General features: G+C 68.5%; 18 protein-coding genes. 2 read left to right on the top strand and 16 right to left on the bottom strand.

Features of this window, described 5'->3' with window-relative positions:
- Window position 1: 1 nt before the first annotated feature.
- From D5041_RS09615 to D5041_RS09595, 5 genes are all read right to left on the bottom strand, one after another.
- On the bottom strand, window positions 2-805 hold the full coding sequence (locus tag D5041_RS09615; protein WP_265284575.1) for a carbohydrate ABC transporter permease: 804 nt from the start codon (window positions 803-805) through the stop codon (window positions 2-4).
- The gene (locus D5041_RS09610; RefSeq protein WP_265284574.1) at window positions 802-1,083 is read right to left on the bottom strand and encodes a hypothetical protein; all 282 of its coding nucleotides are present in this window, start codon (window positions 1,081-1,083) and stop codon (window positions 802-804) included. The genes D5041_RS09615 and D5041_RS09610 overlap by 4 nt, the downstream gene beginning before the upstream one ends.
- Complete coding sequence (locus D5041_RS09605) at window positions 1,080-1,928, bottom strand: carbohydrate ABC transporter permease (protein ID WP_265284573.1); 849 nt, start codon at window positions 1,926-1,928, stop codon at window positions 1,080-1,082. The genes D5041_RS09610 and D5041_RS09605 overlap by 4 nt, the downstream gene beginning before the upstream one ends.
- Window positions 1,929-1,989: 61 nt before the next feature.
- Window positions 1,990-3,264 carry an ABC transporter substrate-binding protein gene (locus D5041_RS09600; protein ID WP_265281664.1) on the bottom strand — a complete coding sequence of 425 codons (1,275 nt, stop codon included), beginning with the start codon at window positions 3,262-3,264 and terminating at the stop codon, window positions 1,990-1,992.
- A gap of 20 nt (window positions 3,265-3,284) precedes the next feature.
- On the bottom strand, window positions 3,285-4,343 hold the full coding sequence (locus D5041_RS09595) for a LacI family DNA-binding transcriptional regulator (RefSeq protein WP_265281666.1): 1,059 nt from the start codon (window positions 4,341-4,343) through the stop codon (window positions 3,285-3,287).
- 158 nt (window positions 4,344-4,501) lie between these two features.
- Between D5041_RS09595 and D5041_RS09590 the strand changes: the two genes are divergently transcribed.
- The gene (locus D5041_RS09590) at window positions 4,502-4,726 is read left to right on the top strand and encodes a ribbon-helix-helix domain-containing protein (protein ID WP_010103109.1); all 225 of its coding nucleotides are present in this window, start codon (window positions 4,502-4,504) and stop codon (window positions 4,724-4,726) included.
- 5 nt (window positions 4,727-4,731) lie between these two features.
- A complete protein-coding gene (locus tag D5041_RS09585) occupies window positions 4,732-5,631 on the top strand; it encodes a DNA-methyltransferase (RefSeq protein WP_010103110.1) in 900 nt (299 codons plus the stop codon).
- Here D5041_RS09585 and D5041_RS09580 read toward each other — a convergent pair.
- From D5041_RS09580 to mraY, 11 genes are all read right to left on the bottom strand, one after another.
- A complete protein-coding gene (locus tag D5041_RS09580) occupies window positions 5,628-6,392 on the bottom strand; it encodes a ScaI family restriction endonuclease (protein ID WP_265284571.1) in 765 nt (254 codons plus the stop codon). The genes D5041_RS09585 and D5041_RS09580 overlap by 4 nt on opposite strands.
- A complete protein-coding gene (locus tag D5041_RS09575; RefSeq protein ID WP_265284569.1) occupies window positions 6,362-7,006 on the bottom strand; it encodes a DUF1016 N-terminal domain-containing protein in 645 nt (214 codons plus the stop codon). Before D5041_RS09575 ends, D5041_RS09580 begins: the two co-directional genes overlap by 31 nt.
- 15 nt (window positions 7,007-7,021) lie before the next feature.
- A complete protein-coding gene (gene ftsZ / locus D5041_RS09570; RefSeq protein WP_265284568.1) occupies window positions 7,022-8,236 on the bottom strand; it encodes a cell division protein FtsZ in 1,215 nt (404 codons plus the stop codon).
- A 136-nt stretch (window positions 8,237-8,372) separates the two neighbouring features.
- Window positions 8,373-9,602, bottom strand: coding sequence for a cell division protein FtsA (ftsA, locus tag D5041_RS09565; RefSeq protein WP_010103118.1), 1,230 nt, complete (start codon window positions 9,600-9,602; stop codon window positions 8,373-8,375).
- 4 nt (window positions 9,603-9,606) lie between these two features.
- Complete coding sequence (locus tag D5041_RS09560) at window positions 9,607-10,476, bottom strand: cell division protein FtsQ/DivIB (RefSeq protein ID WP_010103120.1); 870 nt, start codon at window positions 10,474-10,476, stop codon at window positions 9,607-9,609.
- Window positions 10,473-11,468 carry a D-alanine--D-alanine ligase gene (locus D5041_RS09555; protein WP_265284567.1) on the bottom strand — a complete coding sequence of 332 codons (996 nt, stop codon included), beginning with the start codon at window positions 11,466-11,468 and terminating at the stop codon, window positions 10,473-10,475. Before D5041_RS09555 ends, D5041_RS09560 begins: the two co-directional genes overlap by 4 nt.
- Window positions 11,456-12,898, bottom strand: a complete 1,443-nt coding sequence (gene murC / locus D5041_RS09550) for a UDP-N-acetylmuramate--L-alanine ligase (RefSeq protein ID WP_010103123.1) — start codon at window positions 12,896-12,898, stop codon at window positions 11,456-11,458. Before murC ends, D5041_RS09555 begins: the two co-directional genes overlap by 13 nt.
- Window positions 12,895-13,983 carry an undecaprenyldiphospho-muramoylpentapeptide beta-N-acetylglucosaminyltransferase gene (gene murG, locus D5041_RS09545; RefSeq protein WP_010103124.1) on the bottom strand — a complete coding sequence of 363 codons (1,089 nt, stop codon included), beginning with the start codon at window positions 13,981-13,983 and terminating at the stop codon, window positions 12,895-12,897. The genes murC and murG overlap by 4 nt, the downstream gene beginning before the upstream one ends.
- The gene (ftsW, locus tag D5041_RS09540) at window positions 13,980-15,227 is read right to left on the bottom strand and encodes a putative lipid II flippase FtsW (RefSeq protein WP_010103125.1); all 1,248 of its coding nucleotides are present in this window, start codon (window positions 15,225-15,227) and stop codon (window positions 13,980-13,982) included. The genes murG and ftsW overlap by 4 nt, the downstream gene beginning before the upstream one ends.
- Window positions 15,224-16,987, bottom strand: coding sequence for a UDP-N-acetylmuramoyl-L-alanine--D-glutamate ligase (murD, locus tag D5041_RS09535; RefSeq protein WP_265284566.1), 1,764 nt, complete (start codon window positions 16,985-16,987; stop codon window positions 15,224-15,226). Before murD ends, ftsW begins: the two co-directional genes overlap by 4 nt.
- Window positions 16,984-18,162, bottom strand: a complete 1,179-nt coding sequence (gene mraY / locus D5041_RS09530) for a phospho-N-acetylmuramoyl-pentapeptide-transferase (RefSeq protein WP_265257551.1) — start codon at window positions 18,160-18,162, stop codon at window positions 16,984-16,986. Before mraY ends, murD begins: the two co-directional genes overlap by 4 nt.
- Window positions 18,163-18,183 lie beyond the last annotated feature (21 nt).

Below are 18,183 nucleotides of genomic sequence, written 5' to 3'. Positions count from 1 at the left end.
CTCAGCGGTTGGAGATGCCCCACATGGCGAACAAGTACTTGCGCACCATGAAGATGAAAACGAGCGAGGGCAGGATCAGGAAGAAGCCGCCGGCAAAGCGGAAATGCAGCGGGCTTTCCTCCAGGCTGGCGAACAGGAAGGCCGTGAGCGTGCGCTGGTTCAGCGTGAGCACGCTGGCCGCGAACACCTCGTTCCACGAGATCACGAAACTGAAGATCATGGTGGCGGCCATGCCCGGCAGCGCCAGCGGCAGCACGATCTTCGCGAAGGCCTGCACCCGCGTGCAGCCCAGCGTCCAGGCCGCCTCCTCGAACTCGCGCGGTATGCCCATGAACAGGCTGGACGACACCAGGATGGAGAACGGCAGCGCCAGCGCGGTGTGCACCAGGGCCACGCCCAGCGGCGTGTCGTACAGGCCCACGGCGATGAACCGCGTGGCCAGCGGCAGCGCCAGGATCGCCAGCGGAAAGGCCCGGGTCATGACGATCAGCAGCCGGTAGACGTTCTGGCCGACGAAGTCGTAGCGCGCCAGCGCATACCCGGCGGGCGCGCCCAGCAGCACGGCGAACAGCATGCTCAGCAGCGCCACGATGACGCTGTTGAGCACCGCCGTCCACACCCCCGTGTAGTGCACGAAGAAGCTCAGCGTGTCCAGCGAGAGCGTGCCCGGCCACAGGCTCTTCGGCCAGGCGCTCACCGCCTCGCGCGGCGTCAGCGCGCTCAGGCCGATGAGGTAGATCGGCACCAGCCAGCAAATCGCCAGCACGCTGGCCATCGCGTAGAGGAAGCGCGCGTTCGACTTCACGACAAGGTCTCCCGGTTCACCTTCAGCGCCTTCAGGTAGAACAGCGTGACGCCGATGGACAGCAGCAAAATGAACATTGCATCGGCAGAGGCCACATGGGTGTTCTGGTAGGCGCCCTGCCAGTTGTACGCCTCGCCGACCAGGATCGGCAGGTTCGGCCAGGCGCTTACCGCCTCGCGCGGCGTCCGCGCGCTCAGGCCGATGAGGTAGATCGGCACCAGCCAGCAAATCGCCAGCACGCTGGCCATCGCGTAGAGGAAGCGCGTGTTCGACTTCACGACAAGGTCTCCCGGTTCACCTTCAGCGCCTTCAGGTAGAACAGCGTGACGCCGATGGACAGCAGCAAGATGAACATTGCATAGGCCGAGGCCACGTGGGTGTTCTGGTAGGCGCCCTGCCAGTTGTATGCCTCGCCGACCAGGATGGGCAGGTCGCGCCCGGCGAGCGCGTAGACCACCGCGAACACCTCGAAGGCCAGCACCGTGCGCAGGATCAGCGCGCTCTGCAGGCTGGGCCTGAGCAGCGGCAGCGTGATCTTCACGAAACGCGTCCACGGGCCGGCGCCGAACACCTCGGCCGCTTCGTCGTATTCCTTGGGGATGAGTTGCACGCCGGCCAGCAGGATCACCAGCACGATGGCGGTGGCGCGCCAGAGCTCGGCGACGATCACGCAGGCGAACAGCACCGCCGGGTTCTGGTAGCTGAGCCAGGACACCGGTCCGCTGACCAGGCCGACGCCGCTCAGCACGGTGTTGAAGTAGCCGCGGTCGGTAAAGATGGCGAGCCAGGCCAGGCCCGCGGCCAGGTCGCTCACGCCCAGCGGGATCGTCCACACATAGAGAAAGCCCATGCGGCCGCGCTGCATCTTCTGCAGCATCATCGCCATGCCGAGGGCCAGCACCATCTGCAGCGGCACGACGGCGAGCACCAGGATGAGGGTGTTTCTCAGCGCCACCTTGAAGTTCAGGTCGCCGAACATCTTGGCGACGTATGCGCCGGTCCACACCTGTTCAGGGGTGCGAAAGGCCATCAGGGCCGTCTCGGCCAAGGGCCAGATGAACAGCACCAGCAGGAAGAGCACGCTGGGTGCGATCAGCAGATAGGGGGTCCGTTGGGCGGGCATGGCAAGGGACGGCCGCAGCCGCTGCACGGTACTCGAATGGATGGACGCCGGTGCCGCGCGCTTACTGCACGGAACAGACCTGGGCGCCACTGCTCGCATCGGGCGCCCAGCAGGGTGCGCCGACCTCCTTGAGCAACGCGTCCATCAGCTTGCCCTGTTCGTCCAGCACGGTCCGGATGTCTTCCTTGCGCAGAACGATGCGGGTGAACGTATCGACATAGATCTTGTTGAACTCACCGCCCTTGGCGCCAAGTTGCACCGGCAGCAGCGAGGCCCGGCCGTCCTTGGCCGCGAATACCGCCGCCATGCCGTTGGAGGCCAGCTGCACGCCCGGCGACAGCTGCGACAAATCGGCCCGGGCGACGGGGAAGAAGCCAACTTCGCGCAAGATGGCGGCTTGCGCGGCGGGCCGGGTCAGGTAGTCGATCACGCGCTCGGCAGCGGCCTTGTCGGGCGCGTTCTTCGGCACCGCCATGCCGACGATGACCGGCATGAAGCCGCGGCCCTTGGCGCCGGCAGGCGCGGGGAACACCAGGAAATCGTTGGGCCTTTCGACCAGCGCCGACAGCAGCCGCGCGGTGTGGTCGAAGGCCACCCAGACCTCACCGCTCTTGAGCGGCTCTTCCATGAAGCCATAGCTGGTGGAGCGCGGGTTCACGTAGGCCCACATCTCCCGGAAATCGGCCCAGGCCTTTTGCGCGTCAGCGTTCCTGAAGGTGCGCACGATGCCGCCGGTGTGGCTGGGGTAGAAGGACGCCTGGAAGAAGCGCCACCACAGGCCCTTGGGCCCGGCGGGAAAGCCCAGCTTGCTCTCGCCGGTGGCGTCCTTCATGGCCTTTGCCCAGTCGCGCAGCTGCGCATAGCTGAGGCTGTTGACGTTGGCGCCGGCGGGCAGGTACGGCAGCGCCTTCTTGTTCGCCGCCATCTGGAAGGTGTTGGTCATCAGCGGAATGAAGCGCTGGTGCTCGCCGCCCATCTTGCCCAGGGCCATGATCGATGCCGAGATCTCGCGGCTACCGGCAAGGCGCTTGGCCAGATCGTCCAGGTCGCTCAGGCCGCCCATCTGGTTCACCGGTGCGAGCTCGCCGTCGAGCGCGATGGCCATGCTCACCCTGCCCTGCGCCGCACCGAGCTCGGCCTTCATGCGCGTGAAAAAGGTGTTGCCGTCCTCGGGGACGAAGTTCACCGCATCGGGAAAGCCCTTGAGGATCACGTTGCGCACCTTCTCTGCCTCTTCCACCGGCCGCATCTGGGTCGAGACGATGGTGGTGGTCTGGGCGTTGGCCCATGTGGCCAGCAGCAGGCAGGCGGTGGCAGCCAGGGATCGCAAAGGCATGGAGTATCTCCTGTCGTGTTCTAAGGGCTCGTCGGGGTGTGCGGGCAGGGGCCGTCGGACTGGCGCACGATCAGCGAGACTGCGGCCAGGTGGCTGCGGTGCGACGCCGCGGGAGCGCCGCCCTGCAACTGCTCGAGCAGCAACTGCGCGAGGTGATGGCCGTTCTCGACCAGGGCGTGGTCGATGGTGGACAGCGGTGGTTCGGCGTAAAGCCCGGCCTCGGAATTGCCGTAGCCCATCACCGAGATGGCCCGCCCGACCACCAGGCCCGCGGCGCGGATGGCGGCCATCGCGCCCAGCGCCATGGCGTCGGTGGCGCAGAGCATGGCCGTGACCGGCCCGGCCGCATGGCCTTGGCGGGCATGGTTTTCCGCGATCAGCTCGGATGCGATGCGCAAGCCATCCGCCGCAGTGGGCTCGCCGTGCCGCACCGGACAGGCCGCCGGGTCCAGCCCGAAGGCGTGCATGGCGCTGGCAAAACCCTGTTCGCGCAGGACCGCGAAAGTCATCTGCGGCTGGCCGTTGATCAGCGCAATGCGCCGATGGCCCAGGCCGGCCAGGCGCTCGGTGGCCAGGAAGAAGGCCCGTACATTGTCCGCGTCCACCCAGGCATGGGGCGCGTTGCCCTGGGTCCGCCCATGGGTGATGAAGGGCAGGCCGCGCTGCTGCAACAGCGACACCCGCGGATCTTCGATGCGGGTGCGCGCCAGGATCACGCCATCGACCAGCCGACCGGCCAGCAGCCGCTCCAGTTCGGGAAGCTCGTCATCGCCGGTAGGCAACACCAGTGACAACGCGAAATAACCGCGCGGGCGCAGCGCCTCGGATACGCCGGCGAGCAAGGCGGAAAAAGTCGCGTCCAGGTAATTCCCGGAGCGCAGCGACGACACCAGCGCGATCGCCCCGGTGCGCCCTGTTGCCAGCCGGTGCGCAACCGGATGCGGCTGATACCCGATGGCCTTGGCCGCCGCCTCGACCCGCTCCCGGGTCCTTGCGCTGACGTCGGTGTAGCCGTTCAGCGCACGCGACACCGTGGAGATGGACAGCCCGAGGGATTCGGCAAGGCTGGAAATGGACATGGGGCAGGCGACGGGGCAAAAGCGCTTTTGACCGCCGATTATCAAAACAAAAGCGGTTTTGGAGCCTGGTGATTACCCGGATGGCTCAAGCAAACTTGCATCAAAGTGGTGTAGTCTGATGCAGACACCTGCTGCACCCATACCGACCCCTTACAGCAATGGCCAATCGACGCATCCAGTCCTACACCGCCCCGGCGGAACGCACCGTGCGGGCTTCGGTCAGCTTCCCCGAAGACCAGTACGCCGAGCTTGAGCGCATCGCGCTTGACCAGCGCGTGTCGCTGGCTTGGGTGGTGCGGGAGGCGGTGCAAAGCTACCTCGTGACGCGGTGGCCGCTGCTGGAGGGCGGCGCCGCCAAGACCGAAACCAGCAAAGGAAAATAGACGCAATGGATCAGGCCGTCATCGCCCCGTCGTTCGTCGAACCCGCCACCCGACCCGTCAATGTGGGCGCTCAGGCCCGCTTTGAAACGCTGCTGGCCGCGCTGGGGAAGCCCGCCTCTCGCGGCGCGCGCCACGCCATCTACAACGGCGACTGCCGCGAGCTGCTGACCCGCGTTCCCGCTGGAAGCCTTGACCTGACCTTCACATCCCCGCCGTACAACATCGGCAAGGAGTACGAGACAGTGCGCCCGATGGAGGAATTCATCGACTGGTGCGCGGACTGGATCAACAGAATCTACCGGGCCACCACCGCCGATGGGGCGCTGCTGCTGAACGTGGGATACGTGTCGCTGCCCGACCGCGCCAAGTCCATCCCCATCCCGTACCTGCTGTGGAACCGGGTGCCGTTCTTCCTCCAGCAAGAGATTGTCTGGAACTACGGGGCGGGCGTTGCGGCCAAGAAGTTCCTGTCGCCCCGCAATGAGAAGCTGCTTTGGTACGTCAAGAACTCCGAGCGTTACTGCTTCAACCTGGACGACATCCGCGACCCCGACGTGGCGTACCCGAATCAAAAGAAGAAGGGCAAGCTGCGCTGCAACACCATCGGCAAGAACCCGTCCGACGTGTGGCAAATCGCCAAGGTCACTTCCGGCGAGGGCCGCGCCTCCAAGGAGCGTACCCCGCACCCGGCGCAGTTTCCGCTTGACCTGTGCGAGCGCTCCATCAAGGGCTTTTCGCCCGCTGACGGCATCGTACTTGACCCCTTCCTGGGCTCAGGCTCGACGATTGACGCCTGTCTGCGGTGGGAACGGTACTCCATCGGCTTTGAAATCCGCGAGGACTACTGCGCCATTGCAGCTGAACGAATCGCCGACGCCCAGCGCCAAACCGCGTCGCTGTTTTAGTACAACCCCTTGTACCGTTCGCGCGCTGCGGCTTGCAGCTTCGCGTACTGGGCGGGGACAGTCTTCGTGCTTACCAGCTGGCCGATGGTGGTCAACCCCGCCGCCGTCAGTTCCGCCGCTGCCTTCGGCCCCGCGCCATCCACAAGCTGTACCGGCCCGTTGAGGATGTAAGGGCCGGGGATGGTCATCAGCTTGTGCCTGTACACGGTATCGTCCAGTCCGGCCATTTGCCCGGTGGCGGACTTCTGCGCCTGCCAGTCGTCAGCGTCAATCCAGCCGAACCGAAGCATCGTCAGCGTTTGGCCATGGAAGTTGATCGTGATGTAGTAGCCCGATTTGTCCTTCTCCTTCTCCTTCTTCGCGGCGTCGGCGTTCTCCACCTGTTGGCCGTAGCTACGGTTGCCGTACACCTTGTAGCCCAGTTGCCCGGATGCCTTCATCTCTACCGATAGCGCGTCGTTGGTCAGGCAGTGCAAGTCTTTCTCCGACCCCTTACCACCGCGCCACACGGCAGGAAAGCGCGCCGCAAGCTCCTTTGCAAACAGCTTCTCGAAGAAGTAACCCACGACAGTAGCAGGCGGGTCAGCCTCTGCAAACGGGAAGCCCAACGCCGCATCGCCCACCGTGGTACTCCACAGTCGCGCCCAAGCTGCTTGCGCCGCGTCGTGGATGACGGGCAGTGTGAGCGGGTGCGCCTGCACCAAGGCACGGGTAACGTCTGCCCATTGCGTTACGGGCTTGCCAGCGTAAGGGGATGCCATCGAGGGAGAACCGTTCTTGTTGTCGAGAAACAGATTCTCTCAAAGGCTCCTCGTCGTCTCGTGTGAACGCACAACAACCTCATGTGCCCCCATCGGACGCGAAGGGACTGATCGCCCGTGCATCGCAAGCAGAGGTAGTCGTCCAGGAAAACGTTGGACAAGCCAGCCGTTTTCAGCCACTTGCAGGCAGAACCCGCGTTCAAGTCAGCCGCTGCGGCGTGCGCTGAGGATTTCCGACGCGGTGCGTCGGAAATCCTCTCTGGCACCGCCTCGGCCAACAACTGCGGATACTCCCGATAGAAGCGTCGGAACAACTCCAGATTGTCCACCCCGTAGCCTGCGCCGAAATCGGTGCGCAGGCGCTCGGCCAGTTCGCCCAATAGCGCCGTGCCATAGCCCGCGCGACGCCGGCCCCGCTGCTCTTCTTCGACAATTTCGCGCCCGATCAGCCAATTGGCCATCACTTGGGTGGTGTTCACGGTCCGGGCAATGCCCGTGCGCGCCGCGGCCAGGATCTCGCGCACACGGCCATACAGTGCCGGCTTGCCGATGCCTGCCTTCGGGTCCGTCTTGGGCGCCGGCATGTCCCACCTGTGGTTCAGCGCGATGCGCAAACGCGGTACCTCCCATCAATCCGCCTGCTTGCGCAAAAACGCCGGAATCTCCAGGTCGTCCATTCCGCCGGAGGACAGCGCGTCCACCCGGGCTGCGGCCTGGCTGCGGTTCGTGCGCCAGACGCTGGGCACCGCCATGTTGCCGTAGTCGGTCTGCTGCGCGCTGCTGCCCGGCATGTTGACTGCTGTGGGCAGTTGATGCACGCGGTTGTCCGTTCCCGTGCGCAGGCCGCCCTGCACGACCGTGATCGGCTGGCGACGCGCGGCGGTCGGGCGCGACAGGCCGGTGGCCACCACGGTCACGCGGAGTTCCTCGCCCAGGCTGTCGTCGTAGGCCGCGCCGTAGATCACGTGCGCGTCGGGCGAGGAGTAGGCGTTGATGGTGCTCATCGCCAGGCGCGATTCGGACAGCTTCAGGCTGCCCTTGGCCGCGGTCACCAGCACCAGCACGCCGCGCGCGCCGGACAGGTCGATGCCTTCGAGCAACGGACAGGCGACGGCCTGTTCGGCGGCGATGCGCGCGCGATCGGGGCCGCTGGCGGTGGCCGTTCCCATCATGGCCTTGCCGGGTTCACCCATCACGGTGCGCACGTCTTCGAAGTCGACGTTCACATGGCCGTACTCGTTGATGATTTCGGCGATTCCGCCGACGGCGTTCTTGAGCACGTCGTTGGCGTGCGCGAAGGCCTCGTCCTGGGTGATGTCCTGGCCGAGCACTTCGAGCAGCTTTTCGTTGAGCACGACGATCAGCGAGTCCACGTTGGCTTCGAGTTCGCTCAGGCCGTTGTCGGCGTTCGCCATGCGGCGCCCGCCCTCCCAGTCGAAGGGCTTGGTGACCACGCCCACGGTGAGGATGCCCATTTCCTTGGCCACGCGGGCGATCACGGGCGCGGCGCCGGTGCCCGTTCCGCCGCCCATGCCGGCGGTGATGAACAGCATGTGCGCGCCGTCGATGGCGCTGCGGATGTCGTCCTCGGCGGTCTGCGCGGCGTCGCGGCCTTTTTCGGGCTTGCTGCCGGCGCCCAGACCGCTTTCGCCGAGCTGGATCAAGCGGTGCGCAGAACTGCGGCCGAGCGCCTGCGCGTCGGTGTTCGCGCAGACGAATTCCACGCCCTGCACGCCGCGCGCGATCATGTGCTCGACGGCGTTGCTGCCGCCGCCACCCACGCCAATCACCTTGATTTGCGTGCCCTGGTTGAAGTGTGCGGTTTCGATCATTTCGATGCTCATTTTGAAACTCCTGGTTCTGAATTCGGATGCTGTGGTCCAACGGGGAACGGGAACGCGGGGGGGCCGGTACATCGCCAGCGGCCGCGCGGTATTCGGCGGGGACTGCCGCGCGCCAGATGAAACAGGTATTGCATGGTCAGAAATTCCCTACGATGAAGTCTTTGATGCGCCCGAACGCGGTCTTCATGGAGCCGCTTTTCTGCGCCACCTTGAAGCCGCGCAGGCGCGCCAGGCGCGCCTCCTCGAGCAGGCCCATGACGGTCGCGGCGCGTGGCTGCGCGACCATGTCGGACAGGGCGTTGGAATACTTCGGTGCGCCCCGGCGCACGGGTTTGAGAAAGATGTCCTCGCCGAGCTCGAGCATTCCGGGAAGCATCGCGCTGCCGCCCGTGAGGACGATTCCCGAGGACAGCAGTTCCTCGTAGCCGGACTCGCGCACCACCTGCTGCACGAGCGCGAAGATTTCTTCCACGCGCGGTTCGATCACGCCCGCCAGCGCCTGCCGGCTGAGCATGCGCGGGCCCCGGTCGCCCAGGCCCGGCACTTCGATCTTGGCCTCGGGGTCGGCGAGCAATTGCTTGGCGTAGCCGCTCTCGACCTTGATGTCCTCAGCGTCCCGGGTCGGCGTGTGCAGCGCCATGGCGATGTCGCTCGTGATCAGGTCGCCCGCGATCGGGATCACCGCCGTGTGGCGGATCGCGCCGCCGGTGAAGATCGCCACGTCGGTCGTTCCCGCGCCGATGTCCACCACCGCCACGCCGAGTTCACGTTCGTCGTCGGTGAGCACGGCCAGGCTTGCCGCGAGCGGGTTGAGCATGAGCTGCTCGACTTCCAGCCCGCAGCGGCGCACGCATTTCACGATGTTCTCGGCCGCGCTCTGCGCGCCGGTCACGATGTGGATCTTGGCTTCCAGGCGGATTCCGCTCATGCCGATGGGCTCTTTCACGTCCTGCCCGTCGATGGCGAATTCCTGCGGCTCCACGAGCAGCAGACGCTGGTCGCTGGAGATGTTGATGGCCTTGGCCGTCTCCATCACGCGCGCCACGTCGGCCGAGGTGACCTCCTTGTCCTTGACGGCCACCATGCCGCTCGAATTCAGGCCGCGGATATGGCTGCCCGTGATTCCGGTGTAGACGCGCTGGATTTTGCAGTCGGCCATCAGCTCGGCCTCCTTGAGCGCCTGCTGGATGCTCTGCACGGTGGCGTCGATGTTCACCACCACGCCGCGCTTGAGGCCATTTCCCGAGGCCACGCCCAGGCCCACGAGCTTGAGGGTGCCGCTGGGCAGCACCTCGGCGACCACGGCCATGACCTTGGATGTGCCGATGTCCAGCCCGACCACGACGTCTTTGTATTCTCTTGCCATATATCTAGTCCCTGCCCCTGTCTGTTGCGTGCTGTCGGGTCGGCCGTGCGTTGCGGCCCGCGCTGCCTGCGCCCGGTATCGACTGCCGTTGCGCGCTCGCGCCCTGCGCGCCCACGGTGCTGACCCCGCGCAGACGCAGTGCGTAGCCCCCCGCGTGGCGCAGGTCCGCAAATTCCAGGGCCTGCACGCGCCGTCCGTATTTCGTCGCCACCGGCGCCAGCGTGCGCACGAAGCGCTGCGCGCGCTGCAGCACCTCCTGCTGCGTTCCGCCGCCCAGTTCGACCACCGCGGCGTCGCCCAGCGTGGCGCGCCAGCCGCCCCGGCCGGTGAGCTCCAGCACGCGCAGGTCCAGTTCCAGGGCCGCGAAGGCGCTCTGCAACAGGCCATGCATGCGCAGCACCTCGGGCGCACTGCCTGCCGGGCCCAGCAGGTGCGGCAGGCCCTCCTGCTCGATGTCGCCCAGGTTCGCCTCGAACACCTCGCCCTGGCGGTTGACCAGCGCCGAGCCGCTCTCCGGCCCCCAGTACGCGAGCGCCTCGTGCTCCTGCAACTGCACCAGCAGGCTGCCGGGGTACGCGCGCCGCAGCTGCGCACGGCGCACCCAGGGCACCTGCTCGAAGGCCGCGCGCGCGGCGTGCAGGTCGAGCGTGAAAAAATTGCCCACCAGATGCGGCACCACGTTGGCGCGCAGGGTCACGGCGTTGTTGTGCACGAGGTCCCCCTGGACCACGATGCGCGCCATGGCCAGCCCCGGGTGGCGCAGCAGCCACCACACGCCCGCCACGAGCACGAGCGCGGCGCAGCCCGTGAACAGGAGCGACGCGCTCAGGTTCATGAGCCTCACGTCCAGCGGCAGGGACAGCTTGTCGGTCATGCGCTGCTGGCTCCCGAGGGGGCGCCCGACGGCGGGGGCTGGTCGAGCGCGGCGGCGGCGAGCACCCCCAGGCACAGGTCTTCGTAGCTGATTCCCGCGGCACGCGCCGACAGGGGGAGCAGCGAGTGGCTGGTCATTCCCGGAGCCGTGTTGATCTCCAGCAGAAAGGGCTGGTGGTCGCTGGCGCGCAGCATGATGTCCGCGCGCGCCCAGCCGCGGCAGTCCAGCGCGCGAAAAGCCTGCAGCACGAGGCGCTGGATCTCCTGCTCCTCCTGCCCGGGCAGGCCGCTCGGGCAGTGGTACTGCGTGGCGTCGCCGAAGTACTTGTTCTGGTAGTCGTAGTTGCCTTCGGGCGCGACGATGCGGACCACGGGCAGCGCCTGCGCGCTGGCGCCCGCGCCGAGCACCGGGCAGGTGGTCTCGTCGCCCGCGATGAACTGTTCGCACAGCACCTCGGGGTCGTAGCGCGCGGCCAACTGGTACGCCGGCGCGCACTGCCCGGGCGCGCTGACCTTGCTCAGGCCTATGGTCGATCCCTCGCGCGCGGGCTTCACGATCATCGGCGCGCCCAGCGCCTGCAGCGCCTGCGCGGTCTCGGCGGCGTCCGACACCAGGCGCCAGTCGGGCGTGGGCAGCCCCTGCGCACGCCAGATGCGCTTGGTCATGGTCTTGTCCATGGCGATGCTCGAGGCCATGACGCCGGGGCCGGTGTACGGAATGCCGAGCAGTTCGAGCGCGCCCTGCACCGTGCCGTCCTCGCCATGGCGGCCATGCAGGGCGATGAAGCAGCGCGCGTAGCCGTCGCGCCGCAGCGCGCCCAGGTCGCCCTGCGCGGGGTCGAAGGCATGCGCGTCCACGCCGCGCGCACGCAGCGCCTGCAGCACGCCGCCGCCGGACATCAGCGAGACCTCGCGCTCGGCAGAACTGCCGCCCATGAGCACCGCCACCTTGCCCAGCGCGCGCGCGTCCACGGCGCAATTCAGAAGGCCCATGGCGCGCTCCCTTCCGGCGTTTCGGAAGCACTGCCTTGCAGCAGTGCGTGCAGCCTGCCGGCCACGGCGCCGATGGTTCCCGCGCCCATGCACAGCACCACGTCGCCGTCGCGCGCGCTGTCGGCGATGGCCTGCGGCATGTCGGCCACGTCGTCCACGAACACCGGCTCGATGCGGCCCGCAACGCGCAGCGCGCGCGCCAGCGAACGGCCGTCGGCCGCGACCACGGGCGCCTCGCCTGCGGCGTAGACCTCGGTCAGCAGCACCGCGTCGGCGCTGCCGATGGTCTTCACGAAGTCCTCGAAACAGTCGCGCGTGCGCGTGTAGCGGTGCGGCTCGAAGGCCAGCATCAGACGCCGGCCGGGGAACGCGCCGCGGGCTGCGGCCAGCGTCGCGGCCATCTCCACGGGGTGGTGGCCGTAGTCGTCGATCAGCGTGAAGTGGCCACCGTCGCGCGCGCGCAGTTCGCCGTAGCTCTGGAAGCGCCGACCCACGCCCTTGAAGCCGGCGAGCGCACGCAGCACGGCCGCGTCGGGGATGTTCAGTTCCACCGCCACGGCGATCGCCGACAGCGCATTGCGCACGTTGTGCTCGCCCGCGAGGTTGAGTTGCACGGCCAGGTCGGGCAGCGTGACGCCGTTTCTGCGCTGCACCGTGAAGCACATCTGCCGGCCCTCGGCGCGCACGTCCACGGCGCGCACCTGCGCGTCCGGCGCAAGGCCGTAGCTGGTCACGGGGCAGGTCACGCCGGGCAGGATGTCGCGCACCGCCGGGCTGTCCACGCACAGCACCGCCGTGCCGTAGAACGGCATGCGGTGCAGGAAGTCAACGAACGCACCCTTGAGCCGGCCGAAGTCGTGCCCATAGGTTTCCATGTGGTCGGCGTCGATGTTCGTCACCACCGCCATCACCGGCAGCAGGTTCAGAAACGACGCGTCGGACTCGTCGGCCTCGACCACGATGTAGTCGCCGCTGCCCAAGCGGGCGTTCACGCCCGCGCTGTTCAGGCGCCCGCCGATGACGAAGGTCGGGTCCAGCCCGGCCTCGGCGAGCACGCTGGTCACGAGGCTGGTGGTGGTGGTCTTGCCATGCGTTCCCGCGATGGCGATTCCCTGCTTCAGGCGCATCAGTTCGGCGAGCATCAGCGCGCGCGGAACCACGGGAATTTTCTTCGCGCGCGCGGCCAGTACCTCGGGGTTGTCGTTCGTCACCGCGGTGGACGTGACCACCGCGTCCGCGTCCCCGACGTGCTCCGCCGCGTGCCCCAGGCGGGTCTCGATCCCCAGCCCCTGGAGGCGGCGCAGCGTGGCGCTATCGACCAGGTCGGAACCCGTGATGCGGTAGCCCAGGTTGAACAGCACCTCGGCGATGCCGCTCATGCCGGCGCCGCCCAGGCCGACGAAATGGATCTGGCGGATGGCGTGCTTCATGCGGCAAACTCCTCGCAAGCGGCCAGCAGCGCGCGCGTGGCCTCCGTTTTTTCCAGGCTCTTGGCCTTCAGCGCTCTGTCCAGCAGCGCCGGGCGCTGCATGTCCGACAGCATGCGCGCGAGCCCCTGCGGCGACAGATCGCGTTGCTGCACCAGCCAGCCGCCGCCCGCGTCCACGAGAAAGCGCGCGTTGTGGCTCTGGTGGTCGTCCACCGCCGAGGGAAAGGGAACGAACAGCGCGGCAGCGCCCACGGCGGCGATTTCCGTCACGGTGCCCGCGCCCGCGCGGCAGACGATGAGGTCGGCCGCGGCAAACGCGCTGGCGGCGTCGTCGATGAACGGCGTGAGTTCCGCCTGCACCCCGGCGGCGGCGTAATGGGCGCGCAGCGCGTCGATCTGCGTGGCGCCGCTCTGGTGCACGACCACGGGGCGCTGCTGCGCCGGCAGCAGCGCCAACGCCTGCGGAACGATCTCGTTGAGCGCGCGCGCGCCCAGGCTGCCGCCCACGACCAGCAGCCGCAGCGGGCCGGTGCGACCGGCAAAGCGCTCGGCGGGCCCCGGCTGCCGCGTGAACTCCGCGCGCAGCGGGTTGCCGACCCACTGGGCGTTCTTCGCCCCCTTGCCGAACACGCCCGGGAACGCGGTGAACACCCGGTCGGCAATCCGCGCGAGCACCCGGTTGGACAGACCCGCGACGGCGTTTTGCTCGTGCAGCAGCAGCGGCCTGCCGCACAGCACGCCCATCATCGCGCCCGGAAAGGCGATGTAGCCGCCCAGGCCCAGCAACACGTCGGGCCGCACGCGGCGCAGCACCCGCAGCGCCTGCCAGAACGCGCGCAGCAGGCGCAGCGGCAACAGCGCCAGCGTGACCAGGCCCTTGCCGCGCACGCCGGAAAAGTGGACCGGCTCCAGCGCAAAGCCCTGCTGCGCAGCGATGCGCGCCTCCATGCTGTCGGGCGCGCCGAGCCAATGCACGCGCCAGCCGCCCGCGCGCAGCGCCTGGGCCACGGCCAGACCCGGGAAGATATGGCCGCCCGTGCCGCCGGCCATGATCAGCGCGGTCTTGGTACGGTGCATGCTCCTCATGTGCGGCCTCCGCGCATCAGGAGCTTGTTCTCGTAGTCCACCCGCAGGACGACGGCCAGCGCAATCAGGTTCATCAGGATTGCCGACCCGCCAAAGCTCATCAGCGGCAGCGTGAGCCCCTTGGTCGGCAGCGCGCCCAGGTTCACGCCCATGTTGATGAACGCCTGAAAGCCGATCCAGATCGCCACCCCCTGCGCGACCAGGCCCGAGAACACGCGGTCCAGCGCGATGGCCTGGCGGCCGATGAGCATGATGCGGCGCGTCACCCACAGGAACAGCAGGATGAGCACGAGAACGCCCACGAGGCCGAATTCCTCGCCGATGACCGCGAGCAGGAAGTCGGTGTGCGCCTCGGGAAGCCAGTGCAGCTTCTCCACGCTGCCGCCCAGACCGACGCCGAAAATCTCGCCGCGCCCGATGGCGATCAGCGCGTGCGAGAGCTGGTAGCCCTTGCCCAGCGCGTGCTCCTCGCTGAACGGGTCGAGGTAGGCGAACACGCGCTCGCGCCGCCAGGACGAGCTGGCGATCATCAGCGCAAAGGCCGCCACGAGCACGCCCGCGATGAGGAAGAACATGCGCGCGTTGACGCCGCCCAGAAACAGGATTCCCATGGCGATCACGGCGATCACCAGAAAGGCGCCCATGTCCGGTTCGGCGAGCAGCAGCACGCCCATGATGGCGACGGCCGCGCCCATCGGCAGCACGGCGCGGAAGAACCGTTCCTTGACCTCCATCCTGCGCACCATGTAGCCGGCCGCGTAGACGAGCACGGAAAACTTCGCGAGCTCGGACGGCTGGAAGCCTATGGGCCCGGCGGCGAGCCAGCGGCGCGCGCCATTCACCATCTTGCCCAGCCCGGGAATCAGCACCGCCGCGAGCAGCAGCAGCGCCGCGACGAACAACCAGGGCGCAACACGCTCCCACAGCGCCATCGGCGCCTGCACGGTGAGCAGCGCCGCAATGAAGCCGGCGCCCATGTACAGGGCGTGGCGCGTGAAGAAATGGGTCGGCGCGTAGTGCGCGAAACGCGGGTTGTCCGGCATGGCGATGGACGCCGAATACACCATCACCAGCCCCCAGGAGAGCAGCGCCACCAGCACCCACAGCAGCGCCTGGTCGAAGGGCACGCTCACCGGCGCCGGGCGCGCGTACTGCGCGCTGCCCGCGTGCGCGGCGTGGCCGACCCGATCCGGCAGGCCGCCGAACCAGCCTGCCGCACGCTGCAGCAGCCTGGGCGCGCTCATGACCCGCCCTCCGGCGGCTGCGCCGCGCCGTCCGCGAGGCGGTGCACGGCGGCGACGAAGACCTGTGCGCGGTGTTCGTAGCTCTGGAACATGTCGAAGCTGGCGCAGGCCGGCGACATCAGCACCGCGTCGCCCGCGTGCGCGCGCTGCGCCGCGCGTTCCACCGCCTGGGGCAGCGTCTGCGCGTCGAGCAGCGGCACGGCGGCGTCCTTCAGGGCCGCGCGAATCAGCGGCGCGTCGCGGCCGATGAGCAGCACCGCGCGCGCGTGGCGCGCCACGGGTGCGGCCAGCGGCGCAAAGTCCTGCCCCTTGCCGTCGCCGCCCAGAATCACCACCAGGCGGCGCTCGGCCCCGAGCCCGGTGAGCGCCGCCACCGTGGCGCCGACGTTCGTTCCCTTGCTGTCGTCGAAATACTCCACGCCATCGACGACGGCCACCGACTCCACGCGGTGCGGCTCGCCGCGGTACGCGCGCAGACCGTAGAGCATGGGCGCCAGCGGGCAACCGGCGGCCGAGGCCAGCGCCAGCGCGGCGAGCGCGTTCACGGCGTTGTGCCGGCCGCGGATGCGCAGCGCGTCCGCGGGCAGCAGGCGCTGGATGTGCAGTTCCTCCTCGGTGGCGCGCGCGCGCTGCTGCGTCTCGTGCGCCGCCATGGCGCGCACCAGCCAGGTCATTGCGCCGACGGTCTGGAGGCCGAAGTCGCCGGGGCGCGTGGGCAGGTCGCCGCCAAACAGGGTGTGCGCGCGCTGCGGGGGCGGCTTGGTGCGCGCTGCCGGGGAGGGTCGCGGCGCCGGCGCCGGCAGCATGCGCAGCACCGCCGCGTCCTCGCGGTTCAGGACCATGTGGCCGGTCTGGCCCAGGATGCGCGCCTTCGCGGCCGCGTAGGCGTGCATGTCGCCATGCCAGTCGAGGTGGTCCTGCGTGAGGTTGAGCACCACCGCGGCCGTGGGGTCAAAGTCCGCGACGCCGTCGAGTTGGAAGCTCGACAGCTCGAGCACCCAGACGTCGGGCAGGGTGTCGGCGTCGATATGCCCGGCCAGCGTGTCGAGCAGGCTCGGGCCGATGTTTCCGGCCAGCGCCACGCGCCGGCCCGCGCGCGCGACCAACTCGGCGGTGAGCGCGCTCACGGTGGTCTTGCCGTTGGTTCCGGTGACGGCGAGAACCGCGGGCGCGTAGCCATGCGCTGCGCGCAGCGCCGCCAGCGCCATCGTGTACAGCTCCAATTCCCCACCCACGCGCACGCCGCTGGCGCCGGCCGCCGCGCATACCGAAGCCAGCGTCTGCGGGCTCAGGCCCGGGGAGCGGTACAGCGCGTGCAGGTCCTGCCCTTCGACCAGGCGCGCGTCGAAGGCGCCGGACACGAAGCGGACCTGGGGCAGTTCGTGTTGCAGCGCGGGCAGCTGCGGCGGCGCGGCGCGCGTGTCGGCGACGCTGACCCGCGCGCCGCAGCGCGTGCACCAGCGCGCCATGGCCAGGCCCGAGATGCCCAGGCCCAGGATCAGGATGTTCTGCCCGCGCAGCAGCGCCATGTCTGCGCCGGGCCGGCCGACCGACTCGGGGGCCGGCTGCGCGGCGCGCGCCGTCTCCTCTGCGGCGCCCGGGGGATCGGTGGCGGCAGCGGCGGTGGCCTCGGGCGCGGACATTTCGGCAAAGATCTGCGCCACGAAATCGGCGGCGGCCTGCGCCGCGCTGCATGCGGCGGGCGCAGCCGGCGTGGCCTGGCCGGGGACGGTGGCGGGGGCGTTCGGGGCGTCGTTCATCGCAGTTTCAGCGTGGACAGGCCGACCAGGCACAGCAGCATGGTGATGATCCAGAAACGCACGACCACCTGCGTTTCCTTCCAGCCGCTTTTTTCAAAGTGGTGGTGCAGCGGTGCCATCTTCAGCAGGCGCCGGCCCTCGCCGTAGCGCTTTCGGGTGTACTTGAACCAGCCGACCTGGAGCATCACCGACAGGGCCTCGACGACGAAGATCCCGCCCATGATGGCGAGGACGATTTCCTGGCGCACGATGACGGCGATGGTGCCCAGCGCGGCGCCGAGCGCGAGCGCGCCCACGTCGCCCATGAACAGCTGCGCGGGATGCGTGTTGAACCACAGAAAGGCCAGCCCCGCGCCGGCCATCGCGGCGCAGAAGATCAGCAGTTCGCCCGCGCCGGGGATGTGCGGGAAAAACAGGTAGCGGGAGTACACCGCGTTGCCCGAGACGTAGGCGAACACGCCCAGCGCCGAGCCGACCATGACGACCGGCATGATCGCCAGGCCGTCGAGGCCGTCGGTCAGGTTCACGGCGTTGCTCGAGCCGACGATCACGAGGTAGGTCAGGAACACGAAGCCGAGCACGCCCAGCGGGTAGCTCACCGCCTTGAGGAAGGGCAGCTGCAAACCGGCCTTGGGCGGCAGGTCGAGCGCGAAGCCCGAGCGCACCCAGCCCACGAACAGTTCCAGCACCCGGGTGTTCGAGTTCTCCGAGATGCTGAACACCAGGTACAGCGCCGCCAGCAGGCCGACCAGCGATTGCCAGAGATACTTCTCGCGCGAGCGCATGCCCTCCGGGTCCCGGCGCACCACCTTGCGCCAGTCGTCCACCCAGCCGATGGCGCCAAAGCCCAGCGTGACGATGAGCACGATCCAGACGAAGCGGTTCGACAGGTCGAACCACAGCAGCGTGGCGACCGCGATCGCCAGCAGGATCAGCACCCCCCCCATGGTCGGGGTGCCGCTTTTGGACAGGTGCGTCTGCATCGCGTAGCCGCGCACGGGCTGGCCGATTTTCAGCCCGGTGAGCGCGCGGATCACCCCGGGCCCCGCCACCAGGCCGATGAGCAGCGCCGTCACCGCGGCCATCACGGCGCGGAAGGTGATGTACTGGAACACCCGGAAGAAGCCGAACTCGGGCGACAGCGCCTGCAGCCATTGCGCGAGCAGCATCAGCATGCGCAGCCTCCGCCGGCCGGG

Origin of the sequence: Verminephrobacter aporrectodeae subsp. tuberculatae (assembly GCF_026127385.1) — a bacterium.
Classification (GTDB): domain Bacteria; phylum Pseudomonadota; class Gammaproteobacteria; order Burkholderiales; family Burkholderiaceae_C; genus Acidovorax; species Acidovorax aporrectodeae.
Note: the sequence above shows the minus strand (reverse complement) of the source record. Positions and strands in the feature narration are given on the sequence as shown.

What these genes read in the sequence shown, in the direction of transcription:
- ftsW (WP_010103125.1), bottom strand. Translation starts at nt 15,227, where the DNA reads ATGAGCGCGCCCAGGCTGCTGCAGCGTGCGGCAGGCTGGTTCGGCGGC.
- murG (WP_010103124.1), bottom strand. Translation starts at nt 13,983, where the DNA reads ATGAGGAGCATGCACCGTACCAAGACCGCGCTGATCATGGCCGGCGGC.
- D5041_RS09560 (WP_010103120.1), bottom strand. Translation starts at nt 10,476, where the DNA reads ATGACCGACAAGCTGTCCCTGCCGCTGGACGTGAGGCTCATGAACCTG.
- murD (WP_265284566.1), bottom strand. Translation starts at nt 16,987, where the DNA reads ATGAACGACGCCCCGAACGCCCCCGCCACCGTCCCCGGCCAGGCCACG.
- murC (WP_010103123.1), bottom strand. Translation starts at nt 12,898, where the DNA reads ATGAAGCACGCCATCCGCCAGATCCATTTCGTCGGCCTGGGCGGCGCC.
- D5041_RS09580 (WP_265284571.1), bottom strand. Translation starts at nt 6,392, where the DNA reads ATGGCATCCCCTTACGCTGGCAAGCCCGTAACGCAATGGGCAGACGTT.
- ftsZ (WP_265284568.1), bottom strand. Translation starts at nt 8,236, where the DNA reads ATGAGCATCGAAATGATCGAAACCGCACACTTCAACCAGGGCACGCAA.
- D5041_RS09605 (WP_265284573.1), bottom strand. Translation starts at nt 1,928, where the DNA reads ATGCCCGCCCAACGGACCCCCTATCTGCTGATCGCACCCAGCGTGCTC.
- ftsA (WP_010103118.1), bottom strand. Translation starts at nt 9,602, where the DNA reads ATGGCAAGAGAATACAAAGACGTCGTGGTCGGGCTGGACATCGGCACA.
- D5041_RS09600 (WP_265281664.1), bottom strand. Translation starts at nt 3,264, where the DNA reads ATGCCTTTGCGATCCCTGGCTGCCACCGCCTGCCTGCTGCTGGCCACA.
- D5041_RS09555 (WP_265284567.1), bottom strand. Translation starts at nt 11,468, where the DNA reads ATGGGCCTTCTGAATTGCGCCGTGGACGCGCGCGCGCTGGGCAAGGTG.
- D5041_RS09590 (WP_010103109.1), top strand. Translation starts at nt 4,502, where the DNA reads ATGGCCAATCGACGCATCCAGTCCTACACCGCCCCGGCGGAACGCACC.
- mraY (WP_265257551.1), bottom strand. Translation starts at nt 18,162, where the DNA reads ATGCTGATGCTGCTCGCGCAATGGCTGCAGGCGCTGTCGCCCGAGTTC.
- D5041_RS09595 (WP_265281666.1), bottom strand. Translation starts at nt 4,343, where the DNA reads ATGTCCATTTCCAGCCTTGCCGAATCCCTCGGGCTGTCCATCTCCACG.
- D5041_RS09585 (WP_010103110.1), top strand. Translation starts at nt 4,732, where the DNA reads ATGGATCAGGCCGTCATCGCCCCGTCGTTCGTCGAACCCGCCACCCGA.